This is a genomic window from Loigolactobacillus backii (assembly GCF_001663675.1).
GTDB lineage: Bacteria > Bacillota > Bacilli > Lactobacillales > Lactobacillaceae > Loigolactobacillus > Loigolactobacillus backii.
In genome coordinates this window covers 225,194-240,324 of the sequence record NZ_CP014873.1, presented here as the reverse complement: position 1 = coordinate 240,324, position 15,131 = coordinate 225,194, and the positions used below count along the sequence as shown (strand labels likewise).

Below are 15,131 nucleotides of genomic sequence, written 5' to 3'. Positions count from 1 at the left end.
ATAAGATTATAATAAGTGGTGGAGGCATTATTTTATGATTCTTGAACGACAAAATCTTATGAATATTAAACAAATTAGTTCGGATTTAGAAAGAGAGTTGGCAGGTAAACCATTTGGATCTGCGAATATAAAGAAACTACAAAATCTTTCGCAGCTTTATCAACTTTATCAGGCCGGGGCAAATGAATTTGGAACCAAACTCGAAAACCTTGATTCGGAGTTTCAAGTGAATTACGATCATAATCCAATTCACCACATGGAAGAGCGCATGAAGGATGTTCAAAGTTTATTAAATAAACTGATTAAAAAAGGGTACGATTTATCAGTGGAAAATATCCAAAAACATATTTTTGACGTTGCGGGTATTCGGGTGGTCACTAACTATATTGATGATGTCTATTTGATTGAGAAGATATTGTTAAGCCAGTCTGATGTGACTTTGGTTCGTTGCAAGGATTACATTAAGAATCCCAAGCCAAGTGGCTATCGTAGTTTGCATATTATTGTTTCTGTGCCGGTTTTTCAATCAACGGGTAGCAAATCAGTCAATGTCGAAATCCAAATTCGGACAGTTGGCATGGATATGTGGGCCAGTCTGGAACATAAATTACGCTATAAAACCGACATTGATTCGGCACTTGTTGAAAAATACGGCGCTAAGTTACATAGTTACGCCGATGAGTTGGCGGGTATTGAGGGTAAGATGCAGCATATTTACCAACAATTAAGTGACTATAAGAATTGATTTTAAATTTAAATAAGGTTCACGATGAACTAATAGGTAATCTCCCAACAGGGGGTTGCCTATTTTTAGTTTGTTGTGATGGTTATCTAAAAGCAAGTACTTGCATGCATTTTAGAAAAGTAGTAGGATATCCTTCGATATAGAAATTTGGAGGTAATAACATGAAGTTAAAAAAGTTTTTATTTAGTCGGGGACCAATTTTGTCGTTAATCGTAGCTATTTTATTTGGTGTTTTTGTTTTTATGATTTACTATTCCGGTTATCACGCCATGCCGACAAACCTGGATCAGTTATCAGTTACGGTGGTTAATCAAGATAAAGCTAGTCAAAAATTACAAGGTCAGCTTAAATCTGCCCTTCCGTTTGATCATGTTAAAACAACCGAAAACTTGAGTCAGGCAAAGAAAGATTTGAACGATCGCAAAACAAACTTTATTGTTGCAATTCCTGATAATTTTCAAGCCAATATTAAGCAGAATAAGTCAACTGCACTTAATTTTTATATCAATGAGTCAATGCAAACGTCCGTGGTTTCTAGTATGCGAACCATTGCCAAGACGATTGGTGCAAATGTGAATCAACAAGTGATTGTTCAAAAAGGCCAAACAATGTTGACCGAAAGTCAACTTGGTATTTTGCAAAAATCCGTAGCAACACAAAAGAGTGCCTTAGAAAAAGAAGTCGCAGCGGGTAAACAAACGATTGCGGCCGCACCAGCAGCTAGCCAACCAGCTTTATCGGCGCAGTTGCAACAAAAGACACAAGCAGGTACGCAAAAAATTCAAAGTACAGCTAACACGCAGGAATCTGCAATTAAACAAAAAGTTGCGCAGACCTACAAACCAGTCTCCAATTCAGTTAAAACGAAAATTCACCGGGTAAATAAAGTAAAAAGCGGCATGAACAATTCAATGGCACCGTTTATCGCTAATCTGGCCATTTATCTTGGATCATTAATTGGTGTTTTGGTACTTTATGGAACGTACGTAAAATTTGCTAAACAATTTGGTCGTTTCCAATCTTTTGGTTTGTTAGAAGTAACGATGGCAATTCTGGCAATTGTTAGTACAAGTATTGTTTCCGCATCAATTGTTTGGTCAATGGGATTGGCTGGTTCTAAGTTTGTCGGTTTATGGATAAATCATAGTTTGATGCTTTTTGCCGCCTATAATTTGAACGCCGTTTTGGTTTTAATATTAGGACAAGTGGCAACGACACTAAATATTTTTTTGACGATGATTCAAGTAGTCGCTGGTGCAGGAACGCTTCCAGTAGCATCGTTGAATGGTTTCTTCACTGTTGCGCACTATGTTTCACCAATTTACTATGGCGTAATGTCAGATTTTAACACCATGTATGGTGGCCCAAGTTCAACTTCGTTGTTGCTTCAATTAGGTTTACTGATTGTTGGCCTCATTGTAGTTAATCTTATCATCGTAACTTTCCGCAAAAAGCAACCAATGTTACAATTAGAGTCATTGAGCTAGAAAGTGTTGGAAAAGTTCGGAGTGGGACAAAAGTCGGTTTTGGGTTTACTGCGTAACGTAAGCTAATCCAATAACCGTACTATGGTTATTGGATTAGCTGTAGTTAGGCACGTAAATCCAGACTTTTGGCATACGTTCTAGAGCAATGTTCGGAAACAGTAAGAGGCTAGGACTTTTTGTCCCAGCCTTCTTAGCCGTAGTCGTGTTTGAAAAGGCAGTTTCCTGTGCTTGCCATGTTTCAACTTGACCAATTTTACCTTAGTTGAACTGGTAGTGTTCGTAGCAGCAAGCTTATTAGCACTTTTCGCTGTGACTCAGGCTTGTAGGCCGATTGAAATCGGCAGCAAAGTTAGTAATAATCAACAATTGCGGAGTAGAATCTAAGCTTTTTTGCGGCACTTCTAGGTGAAAGGAATCGTTGAATATGGCAAAGACTGATAAAACCGAGGCAAAGATTTTAACGGCATTTTCTGAATTATTAATCGAAAATGATTTCAGGGACACCACGACGAAGAAAATTGCGGCCACTGCTGGTATTAATGAAAGCACGTTCTTTCGGCATTTTAAAAATAAGCGAACTTTACTATTACGTTTGATTGATGATTATTCAGATGATATTAATACTGTGAGTGCGAGCTTCGTTTTAAAGGGCAATATCGAATATGATTTGGTTCATGGTGCCAAACTGTACGCCGACTTTATTGCCGGCCACAAGGGTGTGCTTTTATTGGGGCTACGGGATGCACGGCAGTATCCAGAAATTGCCGCCGTGATTCGGCGTTTGCCTAATGAGTTTAAGCGGATTTTGATGAGTTTATTTACCCAAATGATCGCTAAAGGTGAGATCAGTGAAGATACTGACATTGAGGTTGAGACCACTAATTACATTATGATCAATTTTGGTAACGCGGTTTTTAAATATGCTTACGATAATTCCGGGATGGATGTGCCCCAGGATGAGTTTGTTGAGCGGAACATTCGAACCTTTGCTAGGCACTTAAAGGAGTAAAAATTAAGCATAATTGGTCCGTACTTTGTTTAAATCAAAAAGACGATTAAGTTGATTTTCGAGTGTATTTTCGGCTTAAGAGTAGTATGTGTTGCCAAGGCTAGCTGGCTATTAAGGTCGGCCGGCCTTTTTGTACCCATTAATCGGTCACACAACGACTGTAAAAATCGCGTTAAAATATAATTATTTTCTGAAAATGAGAAATTTCTTACTTACGAAAAGATTTTTTATCTGCTAAAGTTATACCTTGTGTTTAGAAACCAGACGTGGTTTGAGGCATAACTTCATAGCAGAGAGGAATTTTTAAACATGAAAAGTCTCACAGAAACGAAACGTTTAACAATCATGGCTGGGCTACTCATCGGTGGTTTTATTGGCATGTTTAGCGAAACAGCCTTAAATATTGCTTTAGCGCCATTAACAACTAAATTAGGGGTATCAGCCGGAACCATTCAGTGGTTGGTCATTGGCTATTTACTAATGGTTGGTATTGTACTGCCACTTTCAGGTTTGCTTTCACGGTGGTTCACCACACGACAATTATTGATCTTTGCCTTATGCGATTTTATTGTTGGGGCGTTAGTTGCCGCGTTATCACCAAATTTTACGTTCTTATTGATTGGTCGATTAATTCAGGGAATTGGCACCGGAATTTTGTTACCTTTGATCTTTTTAGTCGCTTTAACCATTTACCCAATGGAAAAACGTGGTGCGGCGATGGGTCTAATTGGGTTAACGATTATGTTTGCTCCAGCAATTGGACCAACTGTTGCTGGCCTGATACTAGGTGCGTTATCATGGCAATATATTTTCTGGGCAATGATTCCATTATTGGTGATCGCGTTAATTATTACGATTATATTCATGAAAGATGTGGTACCAATCACGCGGCCCCACGTTGACGTTCTGTCAATTATTTTATCGACACTAGGCTTTGGTGGCGTTGTTTTAGGAATAAGCTTGGCCAGTGATAAAGGCTGGACCTCGGCCTTAGTTTTAGGGAGTCTGGTAGTTGGTCTTCTTGCGCTATTTAGCTTTGTTCGGCGGCAGTTGAAATTGCCAGAACCAATTCTAAACGTCCGCGCCTTTGCACATGTCGAGTTTTCGTTGGGGACCATATTGGTAATGATTGACTTTATGATCATTATGTCCTCAATGTACTTACTACCGATTTATTGGCAAAAAGGGTTGCTAGTGCCGGTTGCACTAACCGGAATTTTAATGTTACCTGGTGGTCTGATGAACGCCGTTGTTTCAACAATTGCCGGCCGTTTATATGATGGCTATGGTGTTCGGCGGCCAGCTATGGTGGGATTTCTAATCACAGTTATTGGTGCCTTAATGTTGTTCTTTAGTCGGGCCGATTCAAGCTACCTTTACGTTGTTAGCGCCCACGTTATTTTAATGATTGGCATACCATTAGCACTCTCACCAGCACAGACATTTGGTTTAAATTCGTTACCACAACAAATGTCGGCCGATGGTAGCAGTATTATGAACACGCTGCAGCAAATCTTTGGCGCAATTGCGACTGCTTTAGCCACAAGTTTATTGGGCCTAGGTGAGGCTAAAAGCAGCGTACATGGTTCAATAAATGTGACAAATGGAACTCACTATGGTTTTGCCTTAACAGTGGGGTTAGCAGTGCTTGGATTTTTGTTAACCTTTGCCTTACCTCGTAAACAGATAAATTAGTGTTTGGTGAATTTTCGAAATAATGCTTGAGTTTTCAACTTTAAATTGTTAGTTTTCAATTTAATTTAGTGTCCGTTGCTGTGTAAATTATGGAATTAAGGCTGCTAATTAACTTGACTAATCATCGGAAGGGAGTGGGACAAAAGTCGGTTTTGGGTTCACTGCGTAACGTAAGCCGATCCAATAACCGTACTATGGTTATTGGATCGGCTGTAGTTAGACATGTGAACCCAGACTTTTGGCGCACGTTCTAGAGCAATGTTCGGAAACAAGAAAGGGCTAGGACTTTTGTCCCAGCCCCTTCCTATTTCCGAGCATTTTTTTAAAATGGGCAGCAAAGGTCTGAGTTCACGTACCTTTCAATAGCAATAGTGCGGTTATTGAATTAGCCTACGATACACAATAAACACAAAATTGACTTTTGCTACACGCTTTTATTATCTGATTATTTTTTTATTGAAATTCTGCCACTTTTCATATTTCTATAGGTAATATTTTAATGAAAAGGCATGTATCACGTGGTCAATCACCTTTAGGCTAAATTGATTAGTAAGACACGGATAATAATAATTGCTAATATGAACTAGTTTAATTAACCGCCTTTTTGCCTTGCTTATTAAAATTAAGGTTGACAATAGATAGACACTTGTCTATCTTTAATACATAGACGTCTATGTATATGAAAACAAGGAGGCCCCCAATGGACTATCAAAATTATGTTCAAACGCTTAAAGCCATGGCTGATCCTAAGCGGCTAAAGATTATTGATTTACTTTCTTGTGGTTCACTCTGTGCTTGTGATATTTTGGAGCACTTTGATTTTTCACAGCCAACACTTTCGCACCACATGAAGGTATTGCAGAATGCCGGGATTGTTAGTGCGCGCAAGGAGGGTAAGTGGCAGCATTACACACTGCGACCACAATTTATTGAAACGTTTAAACAAAATACCGACGTACTTTTAAATACCAGTGAACATTGTGTTTGTGATGAAGAAAAATGTACTGGCGCTGATTCAGAAAGGAAAAGGGTAACTAATGAAAAAAATTGAATTATTTGAACCTGCTATGTGCTGTTCTACTGGGGTTTGTGGGCCGGCAGTTAATCAGGATCTATTAATGATTACTTCTGCGTTTGCGGCTCTAAAGGATGTTCCTAACGTTGCAGCTGACCGGTATAATCTGAGTAATGATCCAAAGGTATTCAGTCAGCGGCCAGAAATTTTGGCTGCAATCAAAGATGATACGGATTCGGTCTTACCGATAACGGTCGTCGACGGCACGATCGTTAAAACTGGTGCCTACCCAACGCTGGCTGAGCTTTCAACTTATACGGGTCTAGTTTTTGTGCCGGCCAGTCAAGATGGCGGCTGTTGTGGTGACAGTGGTTGTTGTTAAATTATATTTTATCGTTTGGTAGGCTCATTTTAGTTTATTGAATGATAAAAAATTTTTGACTAATAGATAGATACATTTAAATATGTCTATCTTAAATGGGTGGACCAGCGTTTAATTTTTACCGGCTTTGACGAAATAATGACCAGATCATGTTTGTATAATTTGGCCACAGGTGCTTATAAAAGGAGAAAAAATGAAAATATACATTCCAGAAAATGCGAATTTAACCCATTACTTATTTTTTACGGGTAAGGGTGGTGTGGGTAAGACGACTACCGCCAGCGCAACGGCGGTTCAATTGGCCGATGACGGAAAGCAAGTGATGCTAGTATCAACGGATCCGGCCAGCAATTTACAGGATGTCTTTGAAACTGAGTTAACCAATAAACCTAAGGCAATTGCGGATGTGCCGGGGTTGTACGTTGCTAACTTTGATCCTGTCGTGGCGGCGGGTGAATATCGTGAAAGTGTCATTGGCCCTTATCGTGGCATTTTACCAGAGGCTGCCATCACAAACATGGAAGAACAACTATCTGGATCGTGTACGGTTGAGATTGCTTCATTCAATGAATTTGCAACTTTCTTGACCGATCCCCAAATTGATCAGCGGTTTGACTATATTATCTTTGACACAGCACCAACTGGCCACGCTTTGAGAATGTTGCAATTACCGTCGGCCTGGAATAATTATCTCGACGAAAATGACCGTGGCGCAAACTGTTTGGGTCAATTGGCGGGGATGAATGAAAAGAAGGCTACTTATGCTAAGGCCGTTGCAACGTTAAATAATCCTGATTTAACCACTTTAATGTTAGTAACGCGGCCACAACGAGCATCCTTTTTAGAGGCTACGCGGGCCTCAAATGAATTAGCCGCTATGGGAATTAAAAACCAGCAAATTATTGTTAACGGCACACTTTTGACGCATAACGATGCTGCCTCCCGCGCTATTTTTGCGCAACAACAGGCTGATTTGGCTAACATGCCTGCAACGTTGGCACAGTATACAGCGTATGAAGTACCATTACGCGCTTACAATATAACTGGTTTGGCTAAAATTCGGTTGTTGCTTAAGCTAAAACAACCTGAAGTAAAGGCCGTGGTAGCAACTGACGTTCAGTACCCACAGCTTGATACGATTGTCGCCGACCTCATTAAAACGGACAAGAAGATTATTTTTACCATGGGCAAAGGTGGTGTTGGTAAAACAACTGTTGCAGTGGAGATCACCAAAAAATTAGTTGCGCAGCATAAGACGGTTCATCTGGCAACAACTGATCCAGCTGACCACTTAGATTTTTTCAAAACCGCTGATCCGGCAATTACAATTAGTCATATTGATGAAAAAAAGGTTCTGAAAGACTATCAGGATGAGGTTTTGGCCAAGGCGCGAGCAACAATGAAATCTGATGATGTGGATTACGTTGCTGAGGATCTACGCTCACCATGCACGCAAGAAATCGCGGTATTCCGCGCGTTTGCTAATATTGTTGCGCAGGATGATAGTGATGTGGTGGTTATTGATACAGCACCAACTGGCCATACCTTGTTGTTATTAGACTCAACTCAGAGCTACGCCAAAGAGGTTGAACGGACTGCAAGCGATGTGCCGCAAGCCATTGTTGATTTATTACCTCGGCTGCAAGATCCGACGCAAACTGAAATTGTGATGGTAACTTTACCGGAAACGACGCCAGTTTATGAATCCATGCGTTTGAATGATGATCTTAATCGCACGCACATGGCCCATACTTGGTGGGTAGTCAATCAGAGTATGCTGGCAACCAAAACGACAAATCTATTTCTACAAGCGCGGGCGCAAAATGAAGTAGCGTGGATAAAAAAAGTTAAGGAAATATCCAATGATCATTTTGCCGTGGAACAATGGCGGGCTGATTTTGAAGAGACATTATTGAAAGTTTAGTGGCGTGTAGCGCTCGTATTTAAATTGAATTATAGCGCCATAAAAATAACGCCTACGCTGCTTGGCCACGGAACTACACGTGAACAGATTTAGTTAGGTTTCAATCTGGCACTGGCGGATGGAACGCGTGGGACTTGGACTTGCGGGGCATCGGCTTAGTCCAATCGATAACCGGAAACAAGTCCTGTTTAGCAAATATGTTTTAGTAATTAATACTTGCTAACATTAGTTGTTAAGAATGAGCGACAGTGGCGCGTTGACAAGCATGGTTACACTAAATTAGTTAGGTAAATACGCGTAAAGGTATTTTTCGAACACGACTTAGTTAAATCATTTTGGTCAGTAGATAAAGATTGATATATCAGATGATCAGGGCGCTTTTTGTCCTGATTTTGGGGGTTTGGAGGAAGTATGAGTACCTTTTTTGCAGTTTTTATATTTTTAATTACGTTATTATTTGTCATTTGGCAGCCACGAGGGTTATCGATTGGGTGGACAGCCATCGGAGGTGCAGTTCTAGCGTTACTTTTTCGAGTTGTAACCTTCAAGGATGTTGGAACGGTTACCGGAATTGTTTGGAACGCCACGCTATCGTTTGTCGCCATTATTTTGATTTCATTAATCTTAGACGAAATTGGCTTTTTTGAGTGGGCCGCACTGCACATGGCACGTTTGGCTAAGGGCAATGGGATCAGAATGTTTGTCTTGATCATTGTGTTAGGCGCAATTGTCGCGGCATTATTTGCGAATGATGGTGCGGCGCTGATCTTAACGCCAATTGTACTGGCAATGGTGCGCGCGCTGCATTTTGATAAAAAACGTGTCTTTCCATTTATTATTGCTGGTGGCTTTATTGCCGATGCGACATCGTTACCTTTAGTTGTCAGCAACCTAGTAAACATTGTATCAGCGGATTTCTTTGGAATTACTTTTTCTGAGTATGCACTGCGAATGTGGCTACCAGATTTATTCTCATTGGTTGCTAGTATCTGTATTTTATACTTTTACTTTAGAAAATCGCTACCAAAACAGTACGACGTGACGCAAATAGCCGAACCAAAATCGGCCATCAAAGACCATCGCTTATTTATTTTTTCCTGGTTTGTTCTAGGAGCACTTTTGATTGGCTACTTTAGTAGCAGTTTTCTCAATATTCCGGTGTCATTCATTGCTTTAACCATTGCCGTGATCTTTTTGGTTGTGGCACGTCAAAGTCCGGCGGTTAACGCAAAGGCCGTCATTAAAGGTGCGCCTTGGAATATCGTATTCTTCTCGATTGGCATGTACATTGTGGTTTATGGTTTGCAAAACGTTGGTTTAACTTCACTATTGGCCAAATTAATTAATCAGATTGCGTCCACTGGGCGTTTTGGAACCACGCTTGGGATGGGCTACCTCGCTGCATTCTTGTCCTCAATGATGAATAACATGCCGACAGTTATGATTAACGCACTATCAATTAAAGGTGCTCATGTTTCAGGCCTACTAAAGCAAACCTTGGTGTACGCCAATATTATTGGCTCCGATCTTGGTCCTAAAATTACGCCAATTGGTTCATTGGCAACTCTAGTCTGGCTGCACGTTTTGGCCCAGAAAAACGCCAAAATTGCTTGGGGAACTTATTTTAAAATTGGAATCACAATTACGATACCAGTCCTATTTATTACCTTAGTTGGGCTGTACCTATCGTTGACTATTTTTGGTTAATAAACTCGTTATTGTGAAAATGAAGGAAACTTTAAAATGAAAAAAATCGATATTTACGAAGAGGCAATGTGCTGTTCTACTGGTGTTTCTAGTCCAAGCACCCGAAAAGAACTCATCCGAACAACGCTGATTGAGCGCCAAGTGAATGCACACGGTAAAGCAAAAATTTACAGACATAATTTGGCCCAAGATCCGGAGGCCTTCGTAACTAGCAAATTAGTAACGCAAATGATTCAGGACCATGGTGTGGCAGTTTTGCCGGTGACACTTTTAGACGGTACTATGATTAAAAGTGGGCAGTATCCATCGATTGAAGAATTTTCGGATTATTTAAGCCTTGATTTGCCAATGAGCTAAGAAGCTTTTAGTGGCCACTTTTATTAATCCTTTTTCGGCCAACTTGGCGTAAACGTGGTTGAAAAAAATACTGTTGCTGGGCCCACTAGTTGGGAAGTTAGGAATGAGCCCTAATTACAGCATAGAATTTAAGCACTTTTACAAATACTTTAGATTTCACTAATTTTGGAGGAATTTACTCATGAAACAGATCTATTTCTTGTGTACTGGTAATTCTTGTCGTAGCCAGATGGCCGAGGGCTTTGCGAAAAAATTACTTGGTGATCAGTGGCGGGTGGCCAGCGCGGGAATTGAAGCCCACGGCCTAAACCCAAATGCTGTGAGAGTGATGGCCGAAAAGGGCATTGATATTGGAAAAAATAAATCCAAGGTAATTGATGTTGATTATCTAAACAGCAGTGATTTAGTTGTGACGCTTTGTGGTGACGCCCGGGATAGATGCCCAGTGACATCAGCTACGGTTGCTAAGCAGCATTGGCCGTTAAAAGATCCTGCCTTGGCCCAGGGAACAGCGGCCGAGATTTTGACGGTGTTTAGGCAGGTTAGAGATCAGATTGAATTGAGAATACTTGATCTGGTCAAACAATAATTTACGGGAGTGGGCCAAAAGTCGGTTTGGGGTTCACTGCGTAACGTAAGCTGATCCAGATTTTTGGCGCACGTTCTAGAGTAATGTTCGGAAACAATAAGCGGCCAGGACTTTTTGTCCCAGCCGCTTATTTAGTGGAAGTTTAATGCTTCTTTTTTAAATTTTTTAGGCCAATGCGGAGCTTATTTTGTAAATGTTGAACCGCCAAGAATTGTTTGCGCGTGATTTCAGTGCGGCGATAACGTTGGCGGTTTTTTTTATAGAATTCTTGGTGAAAATTTTCTGCCGGCCAAAATTTTGTTGCTGGTTCGATTGCCGTGACGATTGGCCGTTTATATTTGCCGGACGCTACTAGTTGTTGTTTGGAAGCTGTTGCGATTTTACGTTGCTGGGCGTTACGAACAAAAATGACTGGCCGATATTCATTGCCGCGGTCATTCATTTGACCCTGATCATCAGTGGGATCGATGATTTGCCAAAAAAGTGTTACTAAATCGGCGTATTTTATAATTTTGGTATCAAAAATAATTTCCACGGCCTCTACGTGGTTCGTGTATTGGCCAATCACCTGATCGTAAGTTGGGTTTTCCGTGTCGCCACCAGTATAACCCGAAGTCACGGCAATAATCCCAGGTCGTGTTTCAAACGGTTCAACCATGCACCAAAAACAGCCGCCGGCAAAAATTGCACGTTCCTGATTTGGCCCATCAGCGGCGTAATGGCGGCTATAATCAAAGGCAGTTGCATTTTCCGCATTGCCAGTAATTTTACGGTAAAAATCAGTCATGTCTGGGGTTAAATTATCCCGCACTGCTAACGGTCGTAAATTGGCCTCAAGTCTGGCCAGTTCGGTTTTAAAATTGTTACCAGTTTCCACGGCAGTTTTGAGGATAAGCAATTGTTGCCGTTCCCAGTCACGGGTTCCCTTATTGAGAATTAAATTATAAACGTCATTTAAGCGTGCCTCCTGATCAGGTTGCATTTTTGCCACCACCTTGGATTGAACTATTTATTCGCATTATCGCCGAAAAGGTAAACAAATGCACTAAATTGACTTATGGATGTAGCGGTAACGTTTGCTGTAGAAATAAAGGCAAATTTAGACACAAAAAGGGCCTCCTAAATTAGATTTTCATCTAATTTAGGAGGCCCTTTTTACGTTAAATTTATTGGAAATAGTTATTAAAATAATTTGGTGGATCAGTTTGGGCTGTGATTCAACGTTAATTGGGTCAGTATTCTGGCCGGGACGTGTTTGAAAAAGCAGATTATTGCGTATAGCTACGCTAGTCGAACGATCCGCTGCGCGATTCTTTTCGCCTAGCTAGGCTATACTCCATAATCTGGGCGCTTTTTCAAACACTCTCTTCTGAAACGTGTTAAAAAAGGCGGATTATTGCGTATAGCTACGCTAGTCGAACGATCCGCTTCGCGTCTCTTTTCGCCTAGCTAGGCTATACTCCATAATCTAACCGCTTTTTCAAACACTCTCTTCTGAAACGTGTTAAAAAAGGCAGATTATTACATATAGCTACGCTAGTCGAACGATCCGCTTCGCAGATCTTTTCGCCCAGCTAGGCTATATTCCATAATCTGGGCGCCTTTTTTAACACTCTATGCTAAAACCTTTTTCAACACTTTTGCAAATCCTTCTGGTTCTTGGGCGTAACCTAAGTGGCCAGCAGGAACGGCGGTAATTGGGACGTTTAGTTTGCTGGAAATATCGGTTGTGACTTCTGCCGGGAAGGAGCCGGTTGAACCAGTTCCAACTAATAAAACAAGCTTATCGCGGTGCTGTTCGAGGACGGAAAAATCAATTTGTCGACTTGTGTACTGGCGAATTTCGTTTTCGAACCAAAAGGCCTGGCTACGTGTTTTTGCATCCGTTGCTGTCTTTGCGGCGTCTTTAATATCCGAAACGTTTGTCGCAGGTTTTGACATCATTTGCGCATCAACTGCGCCAATTCGCATAAATTTGCCGAAGGCCTTCATTGCTGCCATCATGCCATCTTTTTGGGCGATGTCAACAACAGTTTGGTTATTGGCCTGCTGTTGTTCAGAATCTGGTAAAAAGACGTTGATTGGTGATTCGTGAATTAAGGCCCGCTTAAAGATTTCCGGATAATCCTGTAAGGTTTCCATCACAACGATTGAACCAGAACTACTGCCTAAAATTGAGACAGGCTCATTGCTGACTTCTTTTGCCAAAGCGGCCAAGTCGCTAGCGTCGGTTTTAATTCGGTAGCTATCGTGGGGTTGTTCAATACCATCGGGAAGTGGTTTCGTTAATTTACTTTTACCAAAGTTGCGGCGATCATACATGACCACTTTGTAATCATCCTTGAGGTTTTCGGCGGCCTGGCGGAAAATATCACCTGTACCATTTGCACCAGGAACAAAGATCAAGACTGGTCCCGCACCAACAGTTTCGTAATGTAATGTGGCGCCATCTAAGGTTAATTCGCTCATGTTAAAAAACTCCTTTTCGTTTTTAATGAAGTAAATTTTGCGTTTATGGATTGTTATTTAACTTCATCTAATAATTGTTTACCGTTACTATAAAAAATCATTTTCTTAGTTGCTTCGGACAACAGTCCACTGGTTTCCAATTCTTTTGTTAATTGCACAACCTGTGGAGCAGGTGTGTAAGGCGAATCGGTTGCGTATAAAATATGCGTTGGGTCCGTTACCTGCTGCAACACGGGTAATTGATGCGGTAAAACACGGCCAGCGACATCAAAATATTGTGTTGCCATGACCTCGGCCATATTCACTTGATCATCGGTTAGCGCTGGATTGAGTTTTTGGGCCAAGGCGATTCGGTCGGAGATAACCGGCAGTAATGCGCCAGCGTGTGGGATAATAAACTTAATGTTAGGATAACGAGTAAAGACGCTGTGTAAGACCATATTGGTCACTGCTCGTGTTGTATCAAAGAAAAATTCCATAATTGGTGTTGGAATTTCACGATTAACGTCTTTAGCAATTGGTTTAGGTTCATTTGGATGTAACATGACGATTGTTTTACGTTCGTTTAATTTCGCCATAATTGGATCTAGGCCAGGATCACCTAAGTATGTTCCGTTGGCATTTGTTGGTAATGTGAAGGCAGTGGCATGATTGGAACGTGCCCGGTCGATTTCGGCAATACTTTCAGCAACGTATGGTAAAGGCAAGGTGGCAGCAAAACCAATTTTATCCGGGTAGGCCTTGCGCTGCTCAGCGCCATAATCATTGGCCTCAGTTGCCAATTCACTCGTTAAACCAGCGTCGTTTGTGTTTGAAACGTGTGGTGAAGATAGCGAGATGATCGAATAGGCAACGTTATTTTTGTCCATTGTTTCTAAAGTGGTATCAATTGTATATGCAGGGGTTTTAACACCATCGCCGTAATCATCGAAATATTTTTTGAGAAATTTCTTGAATCCTGGTGAAAGATAATGAGCATGAAAATCAATTTTACGATACATATGATAACCTTCTTTCAAAAATGGGTTGCTTTAATTAATTCATACTGTGTACAATAAGCTCACGATGTGAATTTGTCAACAGAAAAGATTGGGGAAATATAAAATGGCGCGAAAAGCTAAATTATCAACAGAAATTGTGATTAATAAGGCACTGGAAATTGCTCAAGCAGGCGATTTCAATGCTCTGTCGTATCGTGGGCTGGCTCGTGAATTAAACGTCCAACCACAAACACTATATCGGTATGTGGCCAACATCGAAGAACTTCAAATTAAGGTGGTGCTGATCTTTTTGGATCAGTTGATTGCCTTTGTTCAAAACGCTGTTATTGGACTGAGCGGGCAAGAGGCGATTCTGGCCTTTGTTAAAGCGGCGTTCGATTTTTCCCAGGACAATCATGCCTTTAATAGTATGTTGTCATTGATTGGAAAAATTAATAAACAGGACGAAATATTGTCCAAATTAATGGCATTGCGTGATATTCCAACAACAATCGTACGGCGAAACAATGGCAATGAGGATGCAAACAAGGTTCAACAGCATGTTCAGATTTTAATGAGTTTAATTTTTGGGTTCATTGAATTCACTGACCTCGGTCTATATCGAGATAAGGCAGACGCCAGCACAACTTTGGTTGCCAATGCTAAGGAAATTATTGTGAATTGGTGAAGAACGAGTAAGCAATCGGCGTCGGCATAATTGCTTTTTGTTCCTGAACAGACCAAATTCTACTAAAATATTATCAGGGTGACC

14 protein-coding genes are annotated in these 15,131 nt (G+C 40.9%); 11 read left to right on the top strand and 3 right to left on the bottom strand.

The genetic code is table 11. The features are described 5' to 3' along the window. The first annotated feature begins 34 nt into the window (after positions 1-34). The 10 genes from AYR53_RS00945 (at position 35) to arsC (ending at position 10,910) form a co-directional block, all read left to right on the top strand. Complete coding sequence (locus AYR53_RS00945; RefSeq protein WP_068279817.1) at positions 35-745, top strand: GTP pyrophosphokinase; 711 nt, start codon at positions 35-37, stop codon at positions 743-745. A 161-nt stretch (positions 746-906) separates the two neighbouring features. Then, on the top strand, positions 907-2,232 hold the full coding sequence (locus tag AYR53_RS00940) for a YhgE/Pip domain-containing protein (protein ID WP_068279819.1): 1,326 nt from the start codon (positions 907-909) through the stop codon (positions 2,230-2,232). A 424-nt stretch (positions 2,233-2,656) separates the two neighbouring features. Beyond that, the gene (locus tag AYR53_RS00935; protein ID WP_068279825.1) at positions 2,657-3,241 is read left to right on the top strand and encodes a TetR/AcrR family transcriptional regulator; all 585 of its coding nucleotides are present in this window, start codon (positions 2,657-2,659) and stop codon (positions 3,239-3,241) included. Between the two features lie 309 nt (positions 3,242-3,550). After that, positions 3,551-4,936 carry a DHA2 family efflux MFS transporter permease subunit gene (locus AYR53_RS00930; protein WP_068279828.1) on the top strand — a complete coding sequence of 462 codons (1,386 nt, stop codon included), beginning with the start codon at positions 3,551-3,553 and terminating at the stop codon, positions 4,934-4,936. 700 nt (positions 4,937-5,636) lie between these two features. Continuing rightward, positions 5,637-5,987, top strand: coding sequence for an ArsR/SmtB family transcription factor (locus AYR53_RS00925; RefSeq protein ID WP_068279831.1), 351 nt, complete (start codon positions 5,637-5,639; stop codon positions 5,985-5,987). Then, complete coding sequence (gene arsD / locus AYR53_RS00920; protein WP_068279833.1) at positions 5,974-6,333, top strand: arsenite efflux transporter metallochaperone ArsD; 360 nt, start codon at positions 5,974-5,976, stop codon at positions 6,331-6,333. The genes AYR53_RS00925 and arsD (AYR53_RS00920) overlap by 14 nt, the downstream gene beginning before the upstream one ends. A 193-nt stretch (positions 6,334-6,526) precedes the next feature. Continuing rightward, complete coding sequence (gene arsA, locus AYR53_RS00915; protein ID WP_068279836.1) at positions 6,527-8,257, top strand: arsenical pump-driving ATPase; 1,731 nt, start codon at positions 6,527-6,529, stop codon at positions 8,255-8,257. A 411-nt stretch (positions 8,258-8,668) separates the two neighbouring features. Next, complete coding sequence (locus AYR53_RS00910; protein WP_068279838.1) at positions 8,669-9,964, top strand: arsenic transporter; 1,296 nt, start codon at positions 8,669-8,671, stop codon at positions 9,962-9,964. 36 nt (positions 9,965-10,000) lie between these two features. Next, positions 10,001-10,321, top strand: a complete 321-nt coding sequence (gene arsD / locus AYR53_RS00905; RefSeq protein ID WP_082920415.1) for an arsenite efflux transporter metallochaperone ArsD — start codon at positions 10,001-10,003, stop codon at positions 10,319-10,321. Between the two features lie 181 nt (positions 10,322-10,502). Then, complete coding sequence (gene arsC / locus AYR53_RS00900; RefSeq protein ID WP_068279841.1) at positions 10,503-10,910, top strand: arsenate reductase (thioredoxin); 408 nt, start codon at positions 10,503-10,505, stop codon at positions 10,908-10,910. Positions 10,911-11,052: 142 nt separating this feature from the next. On the opposite strand, the gene msrA is transcribed toward arsC, so the two are convergent. The 3 genes from msrA to AYR53_RS00885 all read right to left on the bottom strand — a co-directional run bounded on the left by msrA (position 11,053) and on the right by AYR53_RS00885 (position 14,380). Beyond that, positions 11,053-11,892: a peptide-methionine (S)-S-oxide reductase MsrA gene (gene msrA / locus AYR53_RS00895; protein WP_068477224.1), complete on the bottom strand. Its 840-nt coding sequence runs from the start codon at positions 11,890-11,892 to the stop codon at positions 11,053-11,055. 632 nt (positions 11,893-12,524) lie between these two features. Then, positions 12,525-13,379, bottom strand: coding sequence for an alpha/beta hydrolase (locus tag AYR53_RS00890; RefSeq protein WP_068279844.1), 855 nt, complete (start codon positions 13,377-13,379; stop codon positions 12,525-12,527). Between the two features lie 53 nt (positions 13,380-13,432). Then, positions 13,433-14,380: an amidohydrolase family protein gene (locus AYR53_RS00885; RefSeq protein WP_068279852.1), complete on the bottom strand. Its 948-nt coding sequence runs from the start codon at positions 14,378-14,380 to the stop codon at positions 13,433-13,435. A 103-nt stretch (positions 14,381-14,483) separates the two neighbouring features. Here AYR53_RS00885 and AYR53_RS00880 point away from each other — a divergent pair, with 103 nt between their 5' ends. Then, positions 14,484-15,047: a TetR/AcrR family transcriptional regulator gene (locus tag AYR53_RS00880; RefSeq protein WP_068279855.1), complete on the top strand. Its 564-nt coding sequence runs from the start codon at positions 14,484-14,486 to the stop codon at positions 15,045-15,047. The last annotated feature ends 84 nt before the right edge of the window (positions 15,048-15,131 follow it).

Bases quoted from the DNA above. Each gene is read 5' to 3' on its own strand.
- arsA (WP_068279836.1), top strand. From the start codon at position 6,527: ATGAAAATATACATTCCAGAAAATGCGAATTTAACCCATTACTTATTT.
- AYR53_RS00945 (WP_068279817.1), top strand. From the start codon at position 35: ATGATTCTTGAACGACAAAATCTTATGAATATTAAACAAATTAGTTCG.
- arsD (WP_068279833.1), top strand. From the start codon at position 5,974: ATGAAAAAAATTGAATTATTTGAACCTGCTATGTGCTGTTCTACTGGG.
- AYR53_RS00885 (WP_068279852.1), bottom strand. From the start codon at position 14,380: ATGTATCGTAAAATTGATTTTCATGCTCATTATCTTTCACCAGGATTC.
- AYR53_RS00880 (WP_068279855.1), top strand. From the start codon at position 14,484: ATGGCGCGAAAAGCTAAATTATCAACAGAAATTGTGATTAATAAGGCA.
- AYR53_RS00910 (WP_068279838.1), top strand. From the start codon at position 8,669: ATGAGTACCTTTTTTGCAGTTTTTATATTTTTAATTACGTTATTATTT.
- AYR53_RS00935 (WP_068279825.1), top strand. From the start codon at position 2,657: ATGGCAAAGACTGATAAAACCGAGGCAAAGATTTTAACGGCATTTTCT.
- AYR53_RS00940 (WP_068279819.1), top strand. From the start codon at position 907: ATGAAGTTAAAAAAGTTTTTATTTAGTCGGGGACCAATTTTGTCGTTA.
- AYR53_RS00890 (WP_068279844.1), bottom strand. From the start codon at position 13,379: ATGAGCGAATTAACCTTAGATGGCGCCACATTACATTACGAAACTGTT.
- arsC (WP_068279841.1), top strand. From the start codon at position 10,503: ATGAAACAGATCTATTTCTTGTGTACTGGTAATTCTTGTCGTAGCCAG.
- AYR53_RS00925 (WP_068279831.1), top strand. From the start codon at position 5,637: ATGGACTATCAAAATTATGTTCAAACGCTTAAAGCCATGGCTGATCCT.
- msrA (WP_068477224.1), bottom strand. From the start codon at position 11,892: ATGCAACCTGATCAGGAGGCACGCTTAAATGACGTTTATAATTTAATT.
- arsD (WP_082920415.1), top strand. From the start codon at position 10,001: ATGAAAAAAATCGATATTTACGAAGAGGCAATGTGCTGTTCTACTGGT.
- AYR53_RS00930 (WP_068279828.1), top strand. From the start codon at position 3,551: ATGAAAAGTCTCACAGAAACGAAACGTTTAACAATCATGGCTGGGCTA.